At 66.6% G+C, this 23,377-nt stretch carries 21 protein-coding genes; all 21 read left to right on the forward strand.

Going from position 1 to position 23,377, the window contains the following annotated elements; all coding sequences use genetic code 11:
- Window positions 1-58: 58 nt before the first annotated feature.
- Window positions 59-1,258 (forward strand): LysM peptidoglycan-binding domain-containing protein, encoded by a 1,200-nt coding sequence (locus AC3WT6_RS06135; protein WP_492652678.1) that lies wholly within the window; start codon window positions 59-61, stop codon window positions 1,256-1,258.
- A 20-nt stretch (window positions 1,259-1,278) separates the two neighbouring features.
- Window positions 1,279-2,400 carry a DNA-processing protein DprA gene (gene dprA / locus AC3WT6_RS06140; protein WP_492652679.1) on the forward strand — a complete coding sequence of 374 codons (1,122 nt, stop codon included), beginning with the start codon at window positions 1,279-1,281 and terminating at the stop codon, window positions 2,398-2,400.
- Between the two features lie 80 nt (window positions 2,401-2,480).
- Window positions 2,481-2,945, forward strand: a complete 465-nt coding sequence (locus AC3WT6_RS06145) for a Smg family protein (protein ID WP_492652680.1) — start codon at window positions 2,481-2,483, stop codon at window positions 2,943-2,945.
- Between the two features lie 110 nt (window positions 2,946-3,055).
- On the forward strand, window positions 3,056-5,488 hold the full coding sequence (locus AC3WT6_RS06150; protein ID WP_492652681.1) for a DNA topoisomerase I: 2,433 nt from the start codon (window positions 3,056-3,058) through the stop codon (window positions 5,486-5,488).
- Between the two features lie 10 nt (window positions 5,489-5,498).
- Window positions 5,499-6,050 carry an L-threonylcarbamoyladenylate synthase type 1 TsaC gene (gene tsaC, locus AC3WT6_RS06155; protein ID WP_492652682.1) on the forward strand — a complete coding sequence of 184 codons (552 nt, stop codon included), beginning with the start codon at window positions 5,499-5,501 and terminating at the stop codon, window positions 6,048-6,050.
- Between the two features lie 27 nt (window positions 6,051-6,077).
- Window positions 6,078-6,998 (forward strand): oxygen-dependent coproporphyrinogen oxidase, encoded by a 921-nt coding sequence (gene hemF, locus AC3WT6_RS06160; protein ID WP_492652683.1) that lies wholly within the window; start codon window positions 6,078-6,080, stop codon window positions 6,996-6,998.
- Complete coding sequence (locus AC3WT6_RS06165; protein WP_492652684.1) at window positions 6,995-7,381, forward strand: ACT domain-containing protein; 387 nt, start codon at window positions 6,995-6,997, stop codon at window positions 7,379-7,381. The genes hemF and AC3WT6_RS06165 overlap by 4 nt, the downstream gene beginning before the upstream one ends.
- A 29-nt stretch (window positions 7,382-7,410) precedes the next feature.
- Window positions 7,411-8,352: a LysR substrate-binding domain-containing protein gene (locus tag AC3WT6_RS06170; RefSeq protein WP_492652685.1), complete on the forward strand. Its 942-nt coding sequence runs from the start codon at window positions 7,411-7,413 to the stop codon at window positions 8,350-8,352.
- 131 nt (window positions 8,353-8,483) lie between these two features.
- Complete coding sequence (locus AC3WT6_RS06175; RefSeq protein ID WP_492652686.1) at window positions 8,484-9,794, forward strand: NAD(P)/FAD-dependent oxidoreductase; 1,311 nt, start codon at window positions 8,484-8,486, stop codon at window positions 9,792-9,794.
- A 21-nt stretch (window positions 9,795-9,815) separates the two neighbouring features.
- A complete protein-coding gene (locus AC3WT6_RS06180) occupies window positions 9,816-10,640 on the forward strand; it encodes a DUF1365 domain-containing protein (protein ID WP_492652687.1) in 825 nt (274 codons plus the stop codon).
- Window positions 10,637-11,920, forward strand: a complete 1,284-nt coding sequence (locus AC3WT6_RS06185) for a class I SAM-dependent methyltransferase (protein ID WP_492652688.1) — start codon at window positions 10,637-10,639, stop codon at window positions 11,918-11,920. The genes AC3WT6_RS06180 and AC3WT6_RS06185 overlap by 4 nt, the downstream gene beginning before the upstream one ends.
- Complete coding sequence (locus tag AC3WT6_RS06190) at window positions 11,917-12,279, forward strand: DUF1475 family protein (protein WP_492652689.1); 363 nt, start codon at window positions 11,917-11,919, stop codon at window positions 12,277-12,279. The genes AC3WT6_RS06185 and AC3WT6_RS06190 overlap by 4 nt, the downstream gene beginning before the upstream one ends.
- Before the next feature lie 216 nt (window positions 12,280-12,495).
- On the forward strand, window positions 12,496-13,584 hold the full coding sequence (locus tag AC3WT6_RS06195) for a pilus assembly protein PilM (protein ID WP_492652690.1): 1,089 nt from the start codon (window positions 12,496-12,498) through the stop codon (window positions 13,582-13,584).
- Between the two features lie 10 nt (window positions 13,585-13,594).
- Window positions 13,595-14,191 (forward strand): PilN domain-containing protein, encoded by a 597-nt coding sequence (locus tag AC3WT6_RS06200; RefSeq protein ID WP_492652691.1) that lies wholly within the window; start codon window positions 13,595-13,597, stop codon window positions 14,189-14,191.
- Window positions 14,188-14,829, forward strand: a complete 642-nt coding sequence (locus AC3WT6_RS06205; protein WP_492652692.1) for a type IV pilus inner membrane component PilO — start codon at window positions 14,188-14,190, stop codon at window positions 14,827-14,829. The genes AC3WT6_RS06200 and AC3WT6_RS06205 overlap by 4 nt, the downstream gene beginning before the upstream one ends.
- A complete protein-coding gene (locus tag AC3WT6_RS06210; RefSeq protein WP_492652693.1) occupies window positions 14,826-15,341 on the forward strand; it encodes a pilus assembly protein PilP in 516 nt (171 codons plus the stop codon). Before AC3WT6_RS06205 ends, AC3WT6_RS06210 begins: the two co-directional genes overlap by 4 nt.
- 19 nt (window positions 15,342-15,360) lie before the next feature.
- Window positions 15,361-17,535, forward strand: coding sequence for a type IV pilus secretin PilQ (locus tag AC3WT6_RS06215; RefSeq protein WP_492652694.1), 2,175 nt, complete (start codon window positions 15,361-15,363; stop codon window positions 17,533-17,535).
- Between the two features lie 82 nt (window positions 17,536-17,617).
- On the forward strand, window positions 17,618-20,422 hold the full coding sequence (locus AC3WT6_RS06220; protein ID WP_492652695.1) for a hypothetical protein: 2,805 nt from the start codon (window positions 17,618-17,620) through the stop codon (window positions 20,420-20,422).
- An 11-nt stretch (window positions 20,423-20,433) separates the two neighbouring features.
- On the forward strand, window positions 20,434-20,964 hold the full coding sequence (aroK, locus tag AC3WT6_RS06225) for a shikimate kinase AroK (protein WP_492652696.1): 531 nt from the start codon (window positions 20,434-20,436) through the stop codon (window positions 20,962-20,964).
- A 2-nt stretch (window positions 20,965-20,966) separates the two neighbouring features.
- Window positions 20,967-22,061, forward strand: coding sequence for a 3-dehydroquinate synthase (aroB, locus tag AC3WT6_RS06230; RefSeq protein ID WP_492652852.1), 1,095 nt, complete (start codon window positions 20,967-20,969; stop codon window positions 22,059-22,061).
- Window positions 22,058-23,212: a deoxyguanosinetriphosphate triphosphohydrolase gene (locus tag AC3WT6_RS06235; protein ID WP_492652697.1), complete on the forward strand. Its 1,155-nt coding sequence runs from the start codon at window positions 22,058-22,060 to the stop codon at window positions 23,210-23,212. The genes aroB and AC3WT6_RS06235 overlap by 4 nt, the downstream gene beginning before the upstream one ends.
- Window positions 23,213-23,377: the final 165 nt, after the last annotated feature.

Here is a 23,377-nt window from a genome sequence, read left to right on the forward strand (position 1 = left end):
GTTTGACGACGAAGGGACTTGTGCCACAATCGTCGCAGCTGCCGAGGGAGCCTCCGAGATGACGCAGTATAAAGCCTACGCCCGCGTCGCTGCCGTGAGCGCCATCGCCCTTGCGCTGGCGGCCTGCGCGTCGCAGCAGAAAGTCGCAGACCCGGTCTATACGCTGGAAGTTCCGGCGCAGAACGCCCAGGTCGCCGAGATCAGCACCACCGCGCTGCCGCCGTCGGAGAACGACGAGGGCCTGACGCCAATGGAGAGCCTGGCCAACGCCCGTGAGATCGCGCCGGAAATCGGTCTGCGCGAGGACGCGCCGCTGCGCTACGTGGTCAAGAAGGGCGACACGCTCTGGGATGTCGCCAAGAAGTTTCTCGCCGACCCCTGGCAATGGCCGGAGCTCTGGTACGTCAACGGCAAGATCGCCAACCCGCACCTGATCTACCCCGGCGATGTGCTGGAGCTGGCCTACCTCAAGGGCCGCCCGGTGCTGGCCCGCGGTGGTTCCGGCCTGGAGCGGGTCAGCCCGCAGGTGCGCGAGCTGCCGCTTGACGCCGCCCTGCCGGCGATCCCGATCGACACCATCCGCAACTTCCTGCGCGGACCGCGGGTGGTGGATGCCGACACCCTCAACCGCGCGCCCTACATCCTGGAATTCACCGACGCCCATGTGATCGGCGCGGCGGACATGGGCGTGTTCATCCAGCAGCTGGGCAAGGATGCCGGCACTGCCTTCTCGGTGGTGCGCAAGGGCGTGGTCTACCGCGACCCCGACACCCGCGAGTTGCTGGGCTACGAGGCCCTGCCGACCGGCGAGGTGGAGTTGCGCAATTTCGGCAGCCCCGCCGAGGGCATGCTGACCAAGGCCTTCCAGGAAGTGCTGCGTGGTGATCGCCTGCTGCCGCTGGAGAAGGACAACTTTCTCGCCAACTTCTACCCGCATGCCCCGACACGGGCGGTGGGCGGCAAGATCATCGCCGTGTTCAACGGCGTTTCGCAGATTGGCCAGTACCAGATCGTCACCCTCAACCGCGGGGCGAAAGCAGGCCTGGAGCCCGGCCATGTGCTGAGCATCATGCAGTCGCGCCGAGCGGTGACCGACCCCTACACCAACAAGGCCGTGAAGCTGCCGCCGCAGAAGGCCGGCCTGCTGATGGTGTTCAAGGTTTCGCCGCAGATTGCCTACGCGCTGGTGATGGACGCCGAGCGGCCGATCCACGTGCTGGATCTGGTCGAGAAGCCCGACCCGGCGACGGGTCGCTGAGCCGGGACCACCGGCCGCCGATGGCGCCGGACTCCGCCAGCGCCTGGCTGCGGCTGATCCGCTGCGAGGCGCTGGGCAATACCGCCGCCCTGCGGCTGGTGCGGCATTTCGGCTCCGCCCAGACCGCCATCGACGCCACCGCCGCTGCCTGGCTGCGCGCTGGCGTCGAGCGCAAGCAGCCGCCCCCAGGTGTTGAGGACGCGCAGATCCAGGCCGATCTGGCCTGGCTGGCCGGCGCCGGCAATCGGCATCTGATCGACTGGAACCACCCCGCCTACCCCGAGCGCCTGCGCGGTATCGCCCAGCCGCCGCTGGCGCTGTTCGTGGTCGGTGATCCCGGTCTGCTGGCGCAGCCGCAGCTCGCCATCGTCGGCAGCCGGGCAGCGACGCCGCAGGGGCTGGACAATGCCCGCGCCTTCGCCGCCGAGCTGGCGCGTCGCGGCCTGCTGGTGACCAGCGGGCTGGCGCTGGGCATCGATGGCGCCGCCCACCAGGGCGCGCTCGACGGCGGCGGTGCAACCCTGGCGATCTGCGGTACCGGGCTCGATCGGGTCTACCCGGCGCGGCACAAGGCCCTGGCGCATACCTTGGTGGAGCGCGGTGGCGCCCTGGTCTCGGAACTGGCGCCGGGCGCCGGCGCCCGGCGCGAACACTTTCCGCGCCGCAACCGGATCATCGCCGGGCTCAGCCTGGGGGTGCTGGTAGTCGAGGCCTCGCGGGAGTCCGGTTCGCTGATCACCGCGCGGCTGGCGGCCGAGCAGGGGCGGGAGGTGTTCGCCATCCCCGGCTCCATCCACAACCCGCTGGCCAAGGGCTGCCACCGGCTGATCCGCGAGGGCGCCAAGCTGGTGGAAAGCGTTGATGACATCCTGCTGGAGCTGGCGCCGCAGCTGGCGGCCTGGCTGCGCAGCCAGCCGGCCTCCGCTGAACCGGCGGCGGCCGTGCCGGTGGCTTCGCTGCCGGAGCCGGATGCCCAGACCGCGCGGCTCCTGAGCCTGCTCTCCGACGCGCCGCGCAGCGTCGATAGCCTGGTCGCCGCCAGCGGCCTGCCGGTGGAGCTGGTCAATATCTTGCTAACCCAACTGGAGTTGCTTGGGCGGGTGGCGGCGCATGCCGGCGGCTATCAGCGCCGGGAGGGCTGAATCGTCACCCATTTGCAACTGTCGGCAACTATAGGTAGTGTCCAAGCTGTCTGGACTCCACAACCAATTGGGTGTGCGTCATGAAAGAAACCGTGCTGGATGTGCTGATGTTCTTGTTCGAGAACTATCACGACACGGAGGTCCACGACGACGACAACCAGGACAACCTGCGCGACGAGCTGACCGCCGCCGGTTTTCCGGTCGACGAGGTCAATCACGCCTTCGCCTGGCTGGGCGGCCTGGAAGAGCAGCGGCAATCGCCGGCCATCGGCAGCCACGGCTCGATCCGCATCTACGCGCCGGAGGAAATGGCGGTGCTGAGCACCGAATGCCGCGGCTTCCTGTTCTATCTGGAGCAGCTGGGCATCCTCACCGCCGAATCGCGCGAGCTGGTGATCGAGCGCCTGCTGAGCCTGGAAAGCGACATCGACCTGGAGCGGGTGAAATGGGTCTGCCTGCTGGTGCTGGTGAGCCAGCCGGGCGAGGAGGAGTCGGCCTGGCATCTGGAAGACATGGTCTATGCGCCGGGGCCTTTCCTGCACTGAAGACTTGCCATTGCCGGTTGCATTGTCGGCAAGCCAGCGCTTATAAGCTGACGCCCGGTCACCCTACCGGGCGTTTTGTTTTGCGCCCTTTGCGTTAAAAAAAGAAGGTAATGAGCAAGAACCTCGTCATCGTCGAGTCGCCGGCCAAGGCCAAGACCATCCAGAAGTACCTCGGTCCGGACTTCGAAGTCCTGGCCAGCTACGGCCATGTCCGCGATCTGGTGCCCAAGGACGGCGCGGTCGATCCCACGCGCGGCTTCGAGATGAAGTACGAGCTGATCGAGAAGAACGAGAAGCACGTCAACGCCATCGCCCGCGCGCTCAAACAGGCCGACGCGCTCTACCTCGCCACCGACCCTGACCGCGAGGGTGAGGCGATCAGCTGGCATCTGTCCGAGCTGCTCAAAGAAAAGGGTCTGCTCAAGAACAAGCCGGTGCGCCGCATCGTCTTCCACGAGATCACCAAGGCGGCGGTGCAGGAGGCCCTGGCGCATCCACGCGAGGTGGCCACCGATCTGGTCAACGCCCAGCAGGCGCGCCGCGCCCTGGACTATCTGGTCGGCTTCAACCTTTCGCCGCTGCTCTGGCGCAAGGTGCAGCCGGGCCTCTCGGCGGGCCGTGTGCAGTCGCCGGCGCTGCGCCTGATCTGCGAGCGCGAGGAGGAGATCAAGGCCTTCATCGCCCGCGAGTACTGGACGCTCAGCGCCCGCGCCGACAAGCAGGGCAGCCTGTTTCTGGCCAAGCTGGTCGAGCTGCATGGCAAGAAGGTCGAGCAGTTCAGTATCACCAGCGGCGAACAGGCCAGCGCCGCCCGCCAGGCGCTGGAAGCGGCCGCGCATGGCCAGCTGAAGGTTGCCAGCGTCGACAAGAAGCAGCGTCGCCGCAATCCCTCGCCGCCGTTCACCACCTCGACTCTGCAGCAGGAAGCCAACCGCAAGCTCGGCTTCACCTCGACCCGCACCATGCGCACCGCGCAGCAGCTCTACGAAGGTGTCGACATCGCTGGCGAGACCATCGGCCTGATCAGCTACATGCGTACCGACTCGGTGAGCCTGGCGCAGGAAGCGATCGCCGAGATCCGCCGCGTCATCGGCAACCAGTACGGCGCCAAGTCGGTGCCCGAGGAGCCGCGCTACTACAAGAGCAAGTCGAAGAACGCCCAGGAAGCGCACGAGGCAGTGCGGCCAACCAGCGCCATGCGCCTGCCGGTGCAGGTAGCCCCCTATCTAACGCCCGACCAGGCCAAGCTCTACGAGCTGATCTGGAAGCGCACCGTCGCCTGCCAGATGACACAAGCGGTGTTCGATACCGTCGCCGCCGAGCTGCGCGCCGGCAGCGAGCACGCCTTCAAGGCCAACGGTTCGGTGCTGGTCGAGCCCGGCTTCATCGCCGTCTACACCGACAGCAAGGACACCCCGGACGACGAGGACGACGAGAAGCGCCTGCCGCCACTGGAAGTCGGCGAGACCCTGCGCCTGGTCGATGTCACGCCGGAACAGCACTTCACCGAGCCGCCGCCGCGCTACACCGAAGCCAGCCTGGTGAAGACGCTGGAGGAGTACGACATCGGTCGCCCCAGTACCTACGCCAGCATCATCAGCACCCTGCAGGCGCGCGAGTACGTGCGGCTGGAGGGCAAGGCCTTCAATCCCACCGACGTGGGCATGATCGTCAACCGCTTCCTCACCGATCACTTCAACCGCTACGTCGACTACGGCTTCACCGCTGGCCTCGAAGACGATCTCGACGCGGTGTCGCGCGGCGAGAAGGAATGGGTGCCGTTGCTCGCCGAGTTCTGGAAGAGCTTCAAGCCGCAAGTCGACGAGAAGATGGAGCTCAAGCGCCAGGACGCGGTGTCCGACGCCCGGGTGATCGGCGTCGATCCGGTCAGCGGCAAGACCATGACCGCGCGCCTGGGCCGCTACGGGCCGTTCGTGCAGATCGGCAGCAAGGACGATCCGGACGGCGAAAAGCCGAAGTTCGCCAGCCTCAAGGCGACCCAGCGCATCGACACCATCACCGTCCAGGAAGCGCTGGATCTGTTCAAGCTGCCGCGCAAGCTGGGCCATCTGCCCAATGGCGACGAGGTGGAGGTCAACATCGGCCGCTTCGGCCCCTATGCCCGCCATGGCAAGAACTTCGTCAGCCTGAAGAAGGACGACGACGTGATGACCATCGAGCTGCCGCGCGTCATCGAGCTGATCGAACAGAAGGCCGCTGCACTCGATGCCGCGACGCTGAAAGTGTTCGGCGACACCGGTATCCGCATCATCAAGGGCCGCTTCGGTGCCTACATCACCGATGGCACGCGCAAGGCCAATCTGCCCAAGAAGCGCGAGCCCGAGGATGTGACGGTGTTCGAGGCCGAGGCCTATCTGGCCGAAGCCGAGGCGGCGAAGAAGCCGGTGAAGAAGGGCGCCAAGGGCAAGGCCGCCAAGGCCGAGGGCGAGGCGGCCCCGAAGCCGGCAACCAAGAAGGTCGTCGCCAAGAAGGCCCCGGCAAAGAAGGCCGCGGCCAAGCGCAAGCCGGCCAGCAAGAAGTAGGAACTGACGTATGAGTGACTTGGCGCTGCGGCGCGCGGTCCGGCAATTGCGCGCCGGTGCAGTGGTGGCGGTGCCCACCGAGGCGGTCTGGGGCCTGTCCTGCAATCCCTTCGACCGCGCGGCGGTGGACCGCCTGCTGCGGCTCAAGGAGCGCGACTGGCGCAAGGGCCTGATCGTGGTCGCCAGCGAAATCGATGATCTGGCGCCGTTCATCGAGATTCCTTCCTCGATGGCGCTCAAGCGGGCCCGCCAGACCTGGCCCGGCCCGGCCACCTGGGTGTTCCCGGCGGCGCCGACCGCACCGGTCTGGATCAGCGGCGAGCACGACAGCGTGGCGGTGCGGGTCACCGCGCATCCGGTGCTGGCCGCGCTCTGCCGTCGCTATGGTGGCGCCCTGGTTTCCACCAGCGCCAACCGCGCCGGTCAGCCACCGGTGCGCAGCATTGCCGAACTGCGGCTGCGCTTCGGGCCCGAGCTGCCGGCGGTGCCCGGCGCGCTGGGCGGCATGCAACGCCCCACCAGCATCCGCGAGGCGGCGACCGGCCACATCCTGCGCCGCTAGCCCGGTCGCGCGGCCTACAATCCGCGCATGAGCGAAATCTCCACTCTCCCCGATCCGACCGTGGTCGAAGCCTGGCTGCGTGGTTACCAGGACTGGCTGTGCGCGCGCGTCGAAGCCGCCGACGGCGAGGCGCGCTTCCTGCGCGACCGCTGGAGCAAGCCCGCCGACGCCAAGCTGCAGGGCGAGGGCGATACCGCGGTGCTGGCGGAGGGGCGGGTGTTCGAGCGCGCCGGCGTCGCCCGCTCGCTGGTGCGCGGTCCGGCCTTACCGCCCTCGGCGACCAAGTTGCGGCCGGAGCTGGCCGGACGGCCGTTCACCGCCATGGGCGTGTCGGTGGTGTTCCACCCGCGCAATCCGCATGTGCCGACCACCCACTGCAATGTCCGCCTGCTCAGCGTCGGCGGCGAGGGCGCGCCGGCCTGGTGGTTTGGTGGCGGCTTCGATCTCACCCCCTATTACGGCTACGCCGAGGACGTGCGCGGCTGGCACGCGGCGGCGCGCGAGGCGGTCGGCGCGGCCTTGTACCCGGCCTTCAAGCGCCAGTGCGACGAGTACTTCTACCTGCCGCACCGGCAGGAGCCGCGCGGCGTCGGCGGCATCTTCTACGACGATTTCACCGAGGGTGGCTTTGCCGCCGGCTTCGCCCTGATGCAGCGGGTGGGTGAGGGCTTCTGGAACGCCTATGCGCCCATTGTCGAGCGGCGCAAGGACCAGGCCTACGGCGAGCGTGAGACCACCTGGCAGCGGCTGCGGCGTGGCCGTTATGCCGAGTTCAACCTGGTCTGGGATCGCGGCACCCACTTCGGGCTGCAAAGCGGCGGCCGCACCGAGTCGATCCTGATGTCGATGCCGCCCAGGGTCGAGTGGCGCTACGATTTCCAGCCTGAGCCCGGCAGCCCGGAGGCGGCGCTGATGACCGACTACCTGATCGCGAAGGACTGGCTGTGAGCGGGCTGCGCCGGCTGCGGCTGATGGTGCATCCCTGGCGCCTGGTGGTGGCGCGGCTGCCGCCCAACACGCCGCTACGTGACGCGGTGGATACCCTGGGTGCCGAAGGCTTTGGCGCGGTGGTGCGCTCCTCGGAATCGGTGACCGTGGTGCGCGAGGTGCACGAGCGCGACAAGGGCCTGGTCTGGCGGGCGCTGGAGATTGCCGGTCCGTTCGCCTTTTCGGAAACCGGGGTGCTGGCGGCGCTGGCCGAGCCGCTGGCAGCGGCGGGCGTCAGCATCTTCGCGGTCAACACCTACGAGACCGATTTCGTGCTGGTGCCGGAGATGGATCTCGAGCGCGCCCGCGAAGCCATCGCCCGCGCCGGCCACCAACTCGGCTAGCGTCCCGCAATCCACAATCCGCAATCGAAATGACCCTCACCGAGCTGCGCTACATCGTCAACCTCGACAAGGAGCGGCACTTTGGCCGCGCCGCCGAGCGCAGCTTCGTCAGCCAGCCGACGCTGTCGGTGGCGGTGAAGAAGCTGGAAGACGAGCTGGGGGTGATCCTGTTCGAGCGCACCCGCGGCGAGGTGCGGCCCACCGATGTCGGTGTCCGCATCGTCGGCCAGGCGCGGCGGGTGCTGGCCGAGGCCAAGCTGGTGGAAGACCTGGCCCGCGAAGGCAAAGACGAACTGGTCGGGCCGATCCGCCTGGGCGCGATCTATACCGTCGGCCCCTATCTGCTGCCGGGATTGGTGCCGGTGCTGAAGGCGCGGGCGCCGGAGATGCCGCTCATCATCGAGGAGAATTTCACCGCCAAGCTGCTGGAGCAGCTGCGCGACAACGAGCTGGATGTCGCCATCCTCGCCCTGCCGGTCGATCTCACCGGGCTGGCCGCCTGGCCGGTCTATGACGAGGACTTCGTCGCCGTGCTGCCCGAGGGGCATCGCTGGGCGAAGCTGTCCTCGCTGCCCTCCAAGCGACTGGCCGAGGAGCATCTGCTGCTGCTGGGGCCGGGGCATTGTTTCCGCGATCAGGTGGTGCAGGCCTGCCCGAAGTGCATCGAGCCGGAAAACGGCGGTGCCCGCGCGCTGACCGGCTCCTCGCTGGAAACCATCCGCTATATGGTGGCCTCCGGCCTGGGCATCACCGTGGCGCCACGGGCGGCGATGGAGAACCGCGACACCGAAGGTCTGGTGGCGCTTGATCTGGCCGAGCCGGTGCCGGGGCGCCAGGTGGCGATGCTGTTCCGGCGCGGCTTCCCGCGCATGCAGGCGGTGCGGGTGCTGCGCGAGGCGGTGCTGGCTTCCGGGATGAAGGGGGTGCGCTGGCTGCCGGACAGCACGCCAGCGGAGTCGCCGCTGCATTGAAGTGGCGTCAGCCGCGCCCGGTTTGACCCGGTCTGCGTGGCTTACGAGGTGGTTTTTGCGATTAGTGCCTAGGCCTGCATCCTTTACCGTGCTTGCGCCGTACTGTGGCTGCACCACCACTCCAGGCTCCCATGAAAATCGCTGTTGTCGGTTCCGGCATCTCCGGCCTATCCGCGGCCTACTTCCTGGCCCAGCGCCACCCGGTGACGCTGTTCGAGCAGGATGGCCGGGTGGGCGGGCATACCCACACCATCGAGGTGCCGCTGGCGGGCGGCGGTGTGCAGGCGGTCGGACCATCATCGGTATCGACCGTTCCGGTCGATACGGGCTGGATCGTCTACAACGGCGTGAATTACCCGAACCTCAGCGCGCTGTTCGGCGAGCTGGGCGTACAGACCAGGCCTACCAGCATGTCGTTCGCGGTGTCGATCGGCGCGGGTCGGTACGAATGGAAGGGCAGCGAGCGGCTGTGGAGCGTCTTTGCCCAGCCTTCCAACCTGTTCCGGCCCGGCCATATCCGCATGCTGCTGGACATCCTCAAGCTCAATCGCGTCGCCAATGCCGCGCTCAAGGCCGGCCGGCTGCCGACCGGCAGCCTGGGGGACTGGCTGGACGCAGCCGGCTTCTCGCAGGAGCTGCGCCGCGACTACCTGCTGCCGATGGCCGGCCTGATCTGGAGCTGCTCGCCGCGAAAAGCCGCCGAGTACCCGGTCGACGACTTCATGCGCTTCTTCGACAGCCACAGCCTGTTCACCGCCACCCAGCAACCGACCTGGCGGACCGTGATCGGCGGCAGCCATACCTATGTGCAGCGCCTGCTGGAGCGCTATCGCGGGCAGATTCGACTGCATGCGCCGGTGCTGGCGCTGCGCCGGCATCAGGGGGGAGTGCAGGTCGAGACCGACGCCGGCCTGGCGCACTATGACCAGGTGATCTGCGCCACCCATAGCGATCAAGCGCTGCGCCTGCTGGCCGACCCGGCGGAGGACGAGCGCGCGATGCTGGCCGGCATTCCCTACCACCACAGTCGGGTGCTGCTGCACAGCGATACCTCCTTCCTGCCGCGCCGCCGCGCCGCCTGGGCGAGCTGGAACTACACGCACCCGGTTTCCGCCATCCATGACGAGCCGATCTCCGGCAGCTACTGGATGAACCTGCTGCAGGGCATCCCCGGCGAGCGCCAGTACATCGTCAGTCTCAATCCGCGCCGCGAGCCGGCGGCCGGCAGCCTGATCGCCGATCTCAGCTACGAGCATCCGCATTACGGGGCGGCCAGCGCGCTGAGCCATGCGCGACTGCCGGCGATCCAGGGTCGCTCCGGACTCTGGTGGGCTGGCGCCTGGACTGGCTACGGCTTTCACGAGGACGGCCTGAAGTCCGGCCTGCGGGTGGTTCGAGGCATCGATCCGGGCTGCCTGCCGGCCTGGGCGAGCGGGCTCTAGTCTCTAGGCAAGCCGACGGCCATGTCCTCGCCGAGCCACTCCGCGCAGATTGCCCCAGAGGGTGGCGCCGACGCGGCGCTGTACCGCTTGCGGGTGCTGCACCGCCGGCGGGTGGCGCCCGGCTACCGGTTTTCCTATCAGCTGTACTACCTGCTGCTGGATATCGACCGGCTGCCGCAGTTGGACCGGCGGCTGCGCTGCTTTGGCTACAACCGTGCTGGCCTGCTCTCCTTTCACGACCGCGACCACGGGTGTGGCAAGCCGGGAGGGTTGCGGCGCTGGGCAGAGGCGGTGCTGGCTGCGCAGGGGGTGGATCTGGCCGGTGGCCGTATCCGGCTGCTGACCCAGCCACGCATGCTGGGTTGGGTCTTCAATCCGGTCAGCTTCTGGTATTGCGAGCATGCCGACGGTCGGCTGCGGGCGGTGATCGCCGAGGTCAACAACACTTTCGGTGAGCGCCACAGCTATGTGCTCACCGCCGCCTCCACCGGGCTTGCATCCGCCGGCTCGGTCCTGCCGTATGAGGTCGAGCTGACCAAGGAGAAATGCTTCCACGTCTCGCCGCTGTTCGATCTCAAGGGCCTCTACCACTTCCGTTTCTCGGAGCCGGCAGAGCGCCTGCGGGTGGTGCTCAACGAAACCCGCGAGGGTGCGCCGCTGATCGATACCGCCATGGTTGGCGAGCGTCTGGACTTAAAGGATGCGGTACTCCTGGGGCAGTTGCTACGGATGCCGGTGCAGGCCTTCAAGGTGCTGGCCGCGATCCACTGGCAGGCATTGAAAATCTGGCTGCGCGGGGCGAAGTTTCATCGCAAGCCCAGCCCCCCTGACTTGGAGGCGACGTGAAAGAACAAGAACAGCAGCCGCTGCGGGCGGAGTTTGACCGGATCATGGGCCGCGACGGCTTTTCCCCGGATTTGTCGGCCAGCCTCGTGGGCGCCGGCACCACCCGGGGTCTGTCCTGGGGCTTGAAGCTATTGACCTACATGCTGTCCGGCCTGCGGGTCGGCAGCCTGGACCTGAGCCTGCCCAATGGCGCCACCCGTCGCTTTGAAGGTATAGAGCCCGGCCCGCATGGTGTGCTGCGGATCAAGAGCGACCGCATCATCCGCCATGTGCTGCGCGCCGGCGAGGTCGGTTTTGGCGAGGCCTATCTCGACGACTGCTGGGATTCCCCGGATCTTGCCAAGCTGCTGGCGGTGACCTACCTCAACGAGCCGCATTACCGCGGCCCGTTCGAGAAGAACTGGCTGGGCCGGCTGCACGGCTACTGGCAGCACCGCCGCCGCGCCAACACCAAGGCCCAAGCGCGGGAGAACATCGAGTACCACTACGATCTCGGCAATGAGTTCTACCAGTTGTGGCTGGACGAGACCATGGCCTACTCCTCCGGCATGTTCATCCAGCCCAACGAGAGCCTGAAGGACGCGCAGCTCAATAAATTCCGGCTGATGCTGGAGCGCCTGGAACTCAAGCCCGAGCATCATCTGCTGGAGATCGGCTCCGGCTGGGGCGGCTTTGCGATCTACGCCGCCCAGCACGCCGGCTGCCGCGTGCATTCCATCACCCTCAGCAAGGAACAGCTGGCCGAGGCGCGGCGGCGAGCCGAGCAGGCGGGTGTCGGCGACCGCGTGAGCTTTGAGCTGTGCGATTACCGCGACGTAGCCGAAACCTACGATCGCGTGGTCTCGATCGAAATGTACGAGGCGGTGGGAGAGGAATACTGGCCGGGCTATTTCGCCGCCATCGCCAAGGCCCTGAAACCCGGTGGCATCGCTGCCCTGCAGGGCATCACCATCAGCCCGAAGATTTTCGACCAATACCGCGGCAAGCGTGACTTCATCCAGAAGTACATCTTCCCGGGCGGCATGCTCTGCACTCCGGAGCTGTTCCAGCGGCTGGCCGGCAGCGCCGGCTTGAGTTCGCACCGGCCGGAATTCTTCGCGCGGGACTACGCCGACACCCTGGCGCACTGGGATCGCAATGTGCAGGCGGCGCGCGAGCAGATCGTTGGTCAGTTCGACCAGCGCTTCTACCGCATGTGGCGCTACTACCTGGCCTATTGCGAATGCGGCTTTCGCACCGGCAGTATCGACCTCATGCACCTCACCCTGAAGAAAGCGTGAAACTGGCGATCGCCACACTCGCGCTGGCGGCGTTGCTCGGCCTGATCGCGGTCTCGGTCTGGGCCAGTGGCTTGCAGGGCATCGTGGTGGCGATTGGCGATCTGCTGGCGGAGCCCGCGGCTGGCAGCAACCCTTGGTTCATCGCCACCCTGGTCGATGCCTACTTCGGCTTCCTCTGGTTTTGGCTCTGGCTGGCCTACAAGGAGACGCGCTGGACGGTTCGCCTGGCCTGGTTGCTGCTCATCCTCTGCCTGGGCAATATGGCGATGGCGGCCTATGCCCTGCTGACCCTGCTGCGGCTACCCAAGGGGGCAGGGGTGGAGCAATTCCTGCTACGGCGTCGCGAAACCGCCGGCTGAACCTGCCGGTGGCGTCTGGCCGGCTTCTTGCACTGGCTTCCTGTCCTTTTCCAAAAACCGGATTAACAGCCACATCAGATACTTGGCTGATGTAGTTCTAGTTGCGTCGTAGGTCGTTTCCGTTATAGTAAGTTTAGCCACCGGTTTCAGGTTTGCTGCCTGGAGCGCGGTGCAGGGGAATGCGGGTCAACCGGTGCTGGGGGCGGGGCTGACGTTATGTCGATCCTAGATAAGCTGATGGGCAAGGGCGCCAGCCGCGGGCTGGTCGGGCTCGATATCAGCTCGAGCGCGGTGAAAGTGCTCGAATTGACCCGTCGCGGGGACCGTTTCGTGGTCGAGGCCTATGCCGTCGAGCCGCTGCCGGTGGATGCCGTCACCGACAAGCAGATCAACCAGCCGGAGCTGGTTGCGGAGGCGGTGAAGAAGGCGATCCAGCGTGCCGGCACCAGCACCAAGAATGTGGCTCTGGCGGTGGCTGGCTCCTCGGTCATTACCAAGATCATCCAGATGTCTGCCGCCTTGAGCGAGGCGGACATGGAAGAACAGATCAAGGCCGAAGCAGATCAGTACATCCCCTATCCGATCGAGGAGGTCAACATGGACTTCCAGGTACTGGGGGTGTCTGACAAGGACGCCGGCTCGGTCGATGTGCTGCTCGCCGCCTGCCGCCGCGAGCAGGTCGACCAGCGGGTCGCCGCCGCTGAACTCGCCGGCCTGAGGCCGGTCGTGGTGGACATCGAGGCTTACGCACTCGAGAGTTCCTGCCAGTTCCTGAGCCATCAGATGCCCAACGAAGGTGCCGGCAAGACCGTGGCCATCGTCGACATGGGGGCTTCGACCACTTCGGTGTTGGTGCTGCATGACAACAAGACGGTCTATACCCGCGAGCAGGCCTTTGGTGGCAAGCAGCTCACCGAAGACATCATGCGTCACTACGGCATGAGCTACGAAGACGCCGGCAAGGCCAAGCGTAGCGGCGATCTGCCCGAAGGCTACGAGACCGAGGTGCTGGCGCACTTTCTGTCCGATATGGCGCAGCAGATCGACCGCAGCTTCCAGTTTTTCTTCGCCGCCTCGGCCACCCATTCGGCCATCGACCAGATCATCCTGGCCGGCGGCTGCGCCCATATCCCCGGGGTCGACCAGGCGATCCAGGACCGCTTGCAGATTCCCACCGTGCTGGCGCGGCCGTTTGCCCGTATGTCGGTGTCCTCCCGGGCACGTCCCGCGTTGCTGGCCAAGGACGAGGCGGCGCTGCTGATCGCCTGTGGCCTGGCCTGGCGCGCCTTCGACGAGGCCGACTAGGAGAGCGGGCATGACCAAGATCAACCTCCTCGACTGGCGCGCCGCAAGGCGCGAGAAGCGCCGTCAGGAATTCGTCGCAAGTATGGGACTGGGCGTCGTTGCCGCCCTCGGCGCAGTGGCGCTCGGCTGGGTCATGATGGGCAATGCCGTCAGCCGGCAGCAGGAGCGCAACAACTACCTCAGCCAGCAGATCGCCGAGATCGACCAGAAGATTAAGGAGATCGAGGAGCTGGAGAAGGTCAAGCAGAATCTCTTGGCCCGCATGCGGGTGATCGAGCAGCTGCAGAGCTCGCGCTCGGCGACCGTGCACTTCTTCGACGAGATCGTGAACACGCTGCCGGACGGCATCACCCTGACCGCCGTGCAGCAGAACGGCGACAAGGTGCAGATCAATGGCGTGGCCGAGTCCAACGGCCGCATCTCGTCCTATATGAAGAATCTGGAAGCCTCGCCCTGGTTCGATGATCCCAAACTGGTGGTGATCAAGACCAGCGAGCAGAACCGTCAGCGCGAAGGGCAGTTCACCCTGCAGGTGCGCAACCTCACCAAGCAGTCGCAGGAAGAGCAGGAAAAGGCCAAGGCCGCCAGCGCGGGAGGCAAGCCGTGAAATTCCAGGACGTCCTGAGAGAGCTGCAATCCCTGGATGCCCAGAATCCGGGCGCCTGGCCCAGCTGGGCGCGCACCGCCGCGGTGGTGCTGGTTGCTCTGCTGCTGATATCGCTTGGCACCTGGTTTCTGATCAAGCCGGTGTACGAGGAGCTGGAAGGCGAGCAGGCCAAGGAAGTGACGCTGCGCGAGGAATTCGAGCGCAAGCAGAAGAAAGTGGCGGCACTCGACGCCTACAAGGATCAGCTGGCGGAAATGGAGCGCTCCTTCGGCGCCATGCTGCGCCAGTTGCCGAGCAAGACCGAAGTCGCCAACCTGCTCCAGGACATCTCCCAGACCCGGGCTCAGGCCTCGCTGGAAGAGGAGCTGTTCGAGCCGCAGGGTGAGCTGCCGCGTGATTTCTACGCCGAGGTGCCGAACAAGATCGTGGTCACCGGCAGCTATCACGAGATGGGGCAGTTCGTGAGCGCGGTTGCCGCGCTGCCGCGCATCGTCACCATCGATCAGGTGGAGCTCAAGCCTGCTGGTGGGCAGGCGGGCAAGGACCAGCTGCGGATGTCGGCACTGGCCAAGACCTATCGCTACCTGGATGACTCCGAGCTGTCGGCGGCCCAGCCCAGGCAGGGAGGCGCGCGATGAACCGCCAGCTTCTGGTTCTCCTGTTGGCCGGCGCCAGCCTGCTGTCCGCATGTGGTGGCAGCAATGACGATCTCGAGGCCTATGTCGCCGAGGTCAAGGGCCGCAAGACGCGGGCGATCGAACCGATCCCGCAGATCAAGCAGTACGAGGCATTCGCCTACGTTGCGCCACCCGAGCGTCGCGATCCTTTCGTGCGCGCCGAGCCGCCGCGCGACGCCTCGGCCCCGGCCAGCTCCCTGCGCCCCGACTTGAGCCGCAACCGCGAGCCCTTGGAGGAATTCCCGCTCGACAGTCTGCGCATGCTGGGCGTGATCAACACCGCCAACGACAGCTACGCTTTGGTCAAGGCGCCCGATAGCGTCGTGCACCGCGTCACCCTGGGGAATCACATGGGCCAGAACTACGGGAAGATCGTGAAGATCTCCGAATCCAAGGTGGATCTGGTCGAGATCGTGCCAGACGGCTTTGGTGGCTTCATGGAACGCCCCGCCAACCTGGCTCTCACGGAATAACGGACTAGGGAGCTCAACCATGCTCAGCGCACTGATGACCCGAAACGAATCGCAGCACTCGCCTCAGCTCCTGGTCCGGGCGCTCCTGCTCCTTGCCGGTCTGGCCTTGCTGCTGTTGCCGCCACTGGCGCGCGCGCAGGCCGATCGGGCGCTGCAGTCGATCGACTTCGTCAATCTCGACGGCGACCGTCTGCTGCTGACCCTGACCCTGTCCGCAGCGGCTCCGGAGCCGACGGTGTTTACCATCGACAAGCCGGCGCGGCTGTCTCTGGATCTCGCCGATACCCGCCTGGCCCTGGCCGAGCGCTACAAGAAGATCGGCATCGGCAAGGCGCGCGCGGTGGCCGCGGCCGAAGCCAAGGGCCGCACCCGGGTGGTGGTGGAGCTGACTGAAACCACCGCCTACACCGTGCGGGTGGACGGCAACAAAGTGTTTCTGGAGCTGGCTGCCGGCGGCGGTAGTCCGATGGCGAGCCGTGCTGACACGGCGGTCTCCATGGCCGTCGCCGCGGCCAGCAGCGGCACCGTCAATGCCATCGACTTCCGTCGTGGTGAAAAGGGCGAAGGGCGGATCATGGTCGCGCTCGGCGACCCCCGCACCGCGGTGGACGTCAAGGAGGAAAGCGGCAAGGTGGTGGTCCGCTTCAAGAACGCGCGGGCTGCCGACAAGCTGCTACGCCGCCTGGACGTGCTCGATTTCGCCACGCCGGTGAAGTTCATCGATGTCGCCCGCGAGGGCATCAACACTGTATTGACGATTACGCCGGTCAGTGGTGCCGATTTCGAACAGTTGGCCTACCAGTCCGGCGAGCTGTTCACCCTGGAGCTGCAGCCGCTGACCTCTGAACGCCTGGAGGAGAAGCGCCGCAACGAGCCGCTCTACACCGGCGAGCGCATCTCGCTGTCGTTCCAGAGCGTGGATGTGCGCTCCCTGCTGCAGATCATCGCCGACGTCGCCGGCACCAATATGGTGGTCAGCGACTCAGTGTCGGGCGAGATCGCCATGCGCCTGCAGAACGTGCCCTGGGACCAGGCGCTGGACATCATCCTGCGCACCAAGGGTCTGGGCATCCGCCGACAGGGCAATGTCATGCTGGTGGCGCCGATGGGCGAGTTGGCCGAGCGCGAGAAAAGCGAGGCCGAGGCCGAGAAGGCCAAGATCACCCTGTCGCCGCTGCGTTCCGAGATCATCCAGGTCAACTACGCCAAGGCCAGCGAGATCGCTGCGCTGTTGAAGTCGGGCGACAACTCGCTGATGACCGACCGCGGTCGCATCACCGTCGATGACCGCACCAATACCCTGCTGCTGCTGGAATCGCGCGAGAAGCTGGCCGAGATCCGCGAGCTGATCGGCCGTCTGGACATCCCGGTGCGGCAGGTGCTGATCGAGTCGCGCATCGTGATCGCCAATGACGACTACTCCAAGGAGTTGGGCGCGCGCTTCGGTGCTACCACGGTGGGGCGCAATGGCAACAATGGCATCGTTACGACCACCGGTTCCGCGTCCGGCACCAACACTATCGTCAACGACTACCTCAATGGCGGCTTCCCGGTGAACCTGCCGGGGCCGGTGGGCACCGGCACGCCTGCCACTGATCGCTACAACGTCAATTTGCCGGCCTCGGCCAATGCCGGCCGCATCGCCTTCGCGCTGTTGGGTGCCGACTACCTGCTGGACCTTGAGCTGTCGGCCTTGCAGACCGAGGGCCGTGGCGAGGTGATGTCCAATCCGCGCGTGATCACCGCCAACGCCAAGCAGGCCTCCATAGAGCAGGGCATCGAGATTCCCTACCAGCAGGCGACCAGCAGCGGTGCGACCTCGGTGTCGTTCAAGAAGGCGGTGCTGTCGCTGAAGGTGCTGCCGCAGATCACTCCGGACGAAAAGATCATCATGGATCTGGAAGTGAACAATGACAGTCGCGGTCAGGACGTCAACACCGGCAATGGCGGTCTGGCGCCGTCCATCGACACCCGCAAGATCAATACCCAGGTACTGGTCGACAACGGTCAGACCGTGGTGCTGGGTGGCATCTACCAGCAGACCAATCGCGATACCGTCAACAAGATTCCCTTCCTGGGCGATCTGCCCTTTCTGGGCAATGCCTTCAAGTTCCGCTCCAACATCTCCACCAAGGCGGAACTGCTGATCTTCATCACGCCGAGGATCATCACCGAAGGCTTGAAGGTGAATTAAATCCACAGTCGTCCGAATCGGAACCCCGGGGGTGCTTGGCTATACTCCCGGGGTTTCTCGTTTCTTGCGAGCGAGCCAGATCATGACTTCCAAAGCCAGTATCCGCGTTGCACTGCTGGCCCTAGCCGGCCTGGTTTCCGCCTGTGGCGGTGGCGGCGATGACAGCAGTTGCCTGATCCCCGAGTTCTGCGATGGCGGCAGCAGCAGCGGGGGCGGCACCAACAGCGGGGTCACCGCTGCGAAGTCGCGGCTGCGAGTGCTGGGGCCGATCCGCGAGGCCACTGGCGATCGCTACGGCTCCGGACAGCTGGTGGTGGCGCCGTCCAGTCGCACCCTGGGTTTTGTTGCCCGCCTGGAAGACATCCGTAACCTCAACAACCCGCGGCCCCTGGCCGGCTATGACATCAATCTGGATGTGCTGCTGGGCGATACGGTCTACAGCCGCGCCCGCAGCGTGGTACTCAGCGCCGACGGGGTCTGCCCAGCGTCAGGCGGCGCGCGCGGCGCGACCACCGATGCCGCCGGCGAGGTGACATTCTGCTTCGTCGCACCTTCCACCACCGAGGTTTTGGCCGGTGACGAGCTGGCCTTGGCGCTGCGCGCCACCACCTTGCTGCCGACCGCGGTCGGTTCCACGGCTACCACCGCGGTACGGCAGCTGTTCACGGTGATCGTCGAAAACCCCTCCAACACCTACAGCCTGAGCATCGCCGGACCCAATGGCGAGCCCACCGATGCGGTCACGATGGGAGCCGGCGAGACCCTGAGCGGCTTCACCGCCACCCTGGAATCGGAAACCGGCACGCTGCCCACGCCGCGGCCTTTCGTGCGGCTGGTCACCAGCCTCGGCGACATCGTCAGCACCACGGCGTCTGGCGGCACGGTGAACAGCCGGGGCGTGCTGAATTTCGGCTATCAGGCCGGTTGTCCGGAATCCAGCGCCACCGAGGAAGTGGTGACGCTGACCGCCACCGCCACCATCGGCGATCAAGCGGTGGAACAGGAATACAACCTCAATGTCATTCCCCGGGCCACCAAGCTGAGCATCACGCTGCCCTCGGGCGCTAGTTCGATCTACTCCGGCGATGTCCTCCAGGGCATCAGCTACCGTCTGGCGCCGCTCGGCACCGGTGGCGTCACCGGCACCCCGATCACCGTCCAGGCGGCGCTGGTCGCCAATGGCGTCTCCACCCCGGTGGGCAAGTTCGTCGAGCCGGTCAGCGGTGATTTCGGCAACCCGCTGACCTTGCCGGCGCCTGCCAACGGCACGCTGGTGCTGAACTACCAGGCAGAGGCCGGGCTGCGCGTAAACCAGGTGGTCACGCTCACGGCCGGGGCCAGCGATGACACGCTGTGCATCCGTTCCACCGCCGCCAGCAAGAGCCTGCAAGTGCTGCAGAAGGGCACTGGCTCGCTGGTGCTGCTGGGCGATGGCGGCGAGCCCAGCGGTGGCCTGAGCCTGGGCCAGGACGAAATCGGCAGTCTGGTGATCCGTGCGCTGGATGGGCGTGGCAATGCCGTGTCGGACGTGGCGATCACGCTGACCGCGACGGCTGGGACCATCGAGATTCCCGGCTCGCCCGGCGCCACTACCGCCACCACCGGTGCTGATGGCAGCTTGCTGATCGATTACTTGGCGCCCAGCACCATCGCCGAGGAGAGCACCGCCACGCTGACCGCCAGCGGCACGGTGGACGGCCGCGCGCTGACCGGCAGCTACAAGATCCTGCTGGTTCCGCCGACGCCGCCATCGGCGCCGGTGCTGAGCTTGACCGGCCCCGGCGAGGCCTCGCCGGGCGCCGAGCGCACCGGCTATCTGGCCCGCCTGCTGCGCCTGGACGGCACGGCCGTGCAGGGTGCCACCCTCAATCTCAGCGCCACCAATGCTGCGATCACGGTCTACGAGGCAGGCATACCGCGCCCGGGCGTCGGCTCCCTGGCCACTGACAGCACCGGCAAGGTCGCGTTCTCGCTGACGCCCAATAGCAGCATTTCCGCCGACACCACCGCCGTCATCACTGGTGCGGTCGCCAGCGGGCAGCCGCTGAGCAGCGAGTGCAGCAGCAATGCCGACGCCGTCTGCACCCGCAGCGGTAACGTTACCGTGCGCAAGGACAACTTCCAGTTCACCGCGCCCAGCTACGGGATCGCCGCGCCGGTGGGGGCCGCCAATGCTCAGCCGCTGAGCTTTACCTGGCAGACCGCGGACGGTGCCAGCGTGGCGGAGTGCGTCGATCTCAGCGTCAGCTTCACCGGCTCGGGCAATGCTTCCTACGGCCTGATCGTCGGCAGCGACCCAACGCCACAGACCCAGCAGCGGCGGGCGCAGCTCAATGCCAGCGGTGCCTTCTCGACCCCGATCAAGGTGTACAGCGACCGCTCGGGCTTTCTGGAGGTCAGCGCCCGCGAGAACCGCGGTTGCGTGGCCACCGCCAGCGGTCCACTCACCGCCAGCACCGGCGTACAGTTTTACGACGAGGTCTGCGGTACTGCCTCGGACGGGCGCAACTGCATCGACCTCAATGCTCCGGTACGGGTTTTCACCTCGCCGGACACGAGCGGCGCGCAGCGCGCCGCGACGCTGACCCTGGATGTGCGCAACAATGCCTACCAGCCGATCGACGGTGCGCAGGTGAGTTTCACCATCACCAGTCCGGTCAGTTGCGCCGGGGCGCTCAATGAGCGGGTGTTCCCGGGTGGCGGCACCACCAATGCCAATGGCACTGCGACCACGCAGTACTTTGTCCCCAATTTCAGTCCGCAACTGGCGAATGGCACCAGCTGCGAAGTGGAAATCCAGGGATGCGTGCGGGGCCGCAGCGGCTCCGATCCGGACGCGGTGTTCTGCAGCACGCGGACGATAGTTGTACAGCAGCCCACTCCCTAATTGCGGATTCCGTGAATCGAAAAAGTCTGTTCCTGGTCGGCCCCATGGGGGCCGGAAAAACCACCATCGGCAAGAAGCTTGCTGAAACCTGCAATCTCGAGTTCGTCGACTCCGATCACGAGATCGAAGTGCGTACCGGCGTCGATATTTCCTACATTTTCGAGAAGGAAGGCGAGGAGGGCTTCCGTCGGCGCGAGCAGGCGGTAATCGCCGACCTCACCACCCGTAGCGGCATCGTGCTCGCCACCGGCGGCGGCGCGGTGCTGCTGCCGGAAAACCGCGCGCACCTGTCGGCGCGCGGCCTGGTGGTGTACCTGCATGCCGGCCTGGAGCAGCAGCTGGCCCGCACCGAGCGCAGCGAACACCGGCCGCTGCTGATGAATGGCGACCGGCGGGAGACCTTGATCCGCCTGTTCGAACACCGTGACCCGCTGTACCGGGAAGTGGCCGACCTGGTGGTGGAGACCGACGGCAAGAACGCCCGCCAGCTCGCGCGCGAGATTCAGGACGCGCTGCTGACGCCGCCCGGAGAGGAGGCGTGAACCTGCGTCAACTGTCGGTCGCGCTCGGCGAGCGCGCCTACGAGATTCGCATCGGCCGCGGCCTGCTGGCCGAGCCGTCCAGCTGGGCGCCGCTGGTCGGGCGGCGGCGGGTGCTGGTCACCGATGCCAACGTCGCCGCCCTGCATCTGCCGGCGGTGATGAGCGCACTGGGCCTGGGCGAGGAAGACCGCCTGATCGTCGAGGCCGGCGAGCCGGTGAAGAGCTGGGCGACTGCCGAGCAGGTGCTGGACTGGATGCTGTCCAAGCGTCTGGCGCGCGACGCGGTGCTGATCGCGCTCGGCGGCGGCGTGATCGGCGATCTCGCCGGTTTCTGCGCCGCCATCTACCAGCGTGGCATCGACTTCGTGCAGGTTCCGACCACGCTGTTGGCGATGGTCGATTCCAGCGTCGGCGGCAAGACCGGGGTCAACCATCCGCGCGGCAAGAACCTGATCGGCGCGTTTCACCAGCCGCGCGCGGTGATCGCCGATCTCGACAGCCTCAAGACCCTGCCGCCCCGCGAGCTCTCGGCCGGCGCCGCCGAGGTCATCAAGTACGGCATGCTCGACGCCGCCGCTTTCTTCAGCGAGCTGGAGCAAGGTGCGCTGGCGGCCCTGATGGCACTGGCGGGCGAGACCCCGGCGGCGGTGGTCGAACGCTGCTGCGCCATCAAGGCGCGCATCGTCGGCCTCGACGAACGCGAGGCGGTGGCTGGCGGCCCGCGCGCCCTGCTCAATCTTGGTCACACCTTCGGCCACGCGGTGGAGACCTACGCTGGCTATGGCAGTTGGTTGCACGGCGAGGCGGTGGGCCTGGGCCTGGTCATGGCCGCCGACCTCTCCGCGCGTCTGGGCTGGATCAGCGCCGCCGATGCCGAGCGCTGCTGCGCCCTGGTGGCCGCCGCCGGTCTGCCGCTGCACCCGCCGGCGGGCATGAGCCCCGCCGACTTCCGGCGGCTGATGGCTGGCGACAAGAAAGTTGCCGGCGGCCAGCTGCGGCTGGTGCTGTTGCGCGCCCTCGGCGAGGCGGTACTGACCGCCGACTTCGACGATGTGGCGCTGGAAGCCTGCCTGCAGCATTTCTGCCGCCCGGCATGAGCCACGGCCTCGCGCCCTACGCCTCGACGCCGCAGAACTCGCGGGGTCGCAGGCACCCGGAGCCGCCGCCGACCAGCCGCAGCGAATACCAACGCGACCGCGACCGCATCATCCACAGCGCCGCGTTCCGGCGCCTGGAGTACAAGACCCAGGTCTTCGTCAATCACGAAGGCGATCTGTTCCGCACCCGCCTCACCCACACGCTGGAAGTCGGGCAGATCGCCCGTACCATCGCCCGCACGCTCAACCTCAACGAGGATCTGGCCGAGGCGGTCTGCCTTGCCCACGACCTTGGCCATACGCCCTTCGGCCATGCCGGGCAGGATGCGCTGAATGCCTGTATGAAGCCCTACGGCGGCTTCGAGCACAACGCCCAGTCGCTGCGGGTGGTGGACGAGCTGGAAGACAAGTACGCCGAGTTCCTCGGGCTCAACCTCACGTTCGAGACCCGCGAAGGCATCCTCAAGCACTGCTCGCGGCCGCGTGCCGAGCAGCTGGGCGAGGTGGCGCGGCGCTTTCTCGATGGCGGCCAGCCCAGCCTGGAGGCGCAGGTCGCCAACCTGGCCGACGAGATCGCCTACAACAATCACGACATCGACGACGGCATCCGCGCGCGGCTCCTGAACCTGGAGCAGCTACGCGAAGTGCCGCTGTTCGCCCGTCACCACGACGAGGTGTTGAGCCGCTACCCACAGGCCACGCCCAAGCAGATGCGCCACGAGACCGTGCGCCGCATCATCGGCACCCTGGTCGATGATCTGGTGCGGGCCTCGCGCACTCGGCTGGCGCAGGCTGGGCTGGACAGCCCGCAGGCGGTGCGCGCCGCCCCCCAGCCGCTGATCGGCTACAGCCCGGAGCTGGCCGAGGAAAACCGGCTGCTGAAGCGCTTCCTGCGCGAGCAGCTCTACCAGCACCAGCAGGTCTACCGGGTGATGCAGAAAGCCAAGCGCCTGCTGCGCGAATTGTTCGAGGCCTTCATGGCTGATATCCGTCTGCTGCCGCCGCAGGAATACCGGCAGGCCTTGTTGGCGGAGGCGGAGGACGGCGAGCAGGGGCGGGCCCGGATCGTCGCCGACTACATCGCTGGTATGACCGATCGTTATGCACTCGATGAATGGGAGCGATTGTTCGACCCGCGCCGATTGCGTTGATTGCAAAGAAAAATTGCGGTTCAGATTGACGCCGGTGTCCACGTTCCTATAATCGAATGTTGCACCGCAGCGAATCCGTCGTCTTTCCTGAAGACCCCGCCGCCCATTCGCTATCGAATCGGGTCGGGACTCCCTCGAAACTTCCAGACTTCCAGCTGCCGCGCC

Source organism: Stagnimonas sp. FW305-C-60, from assembly GCF_058782965.1.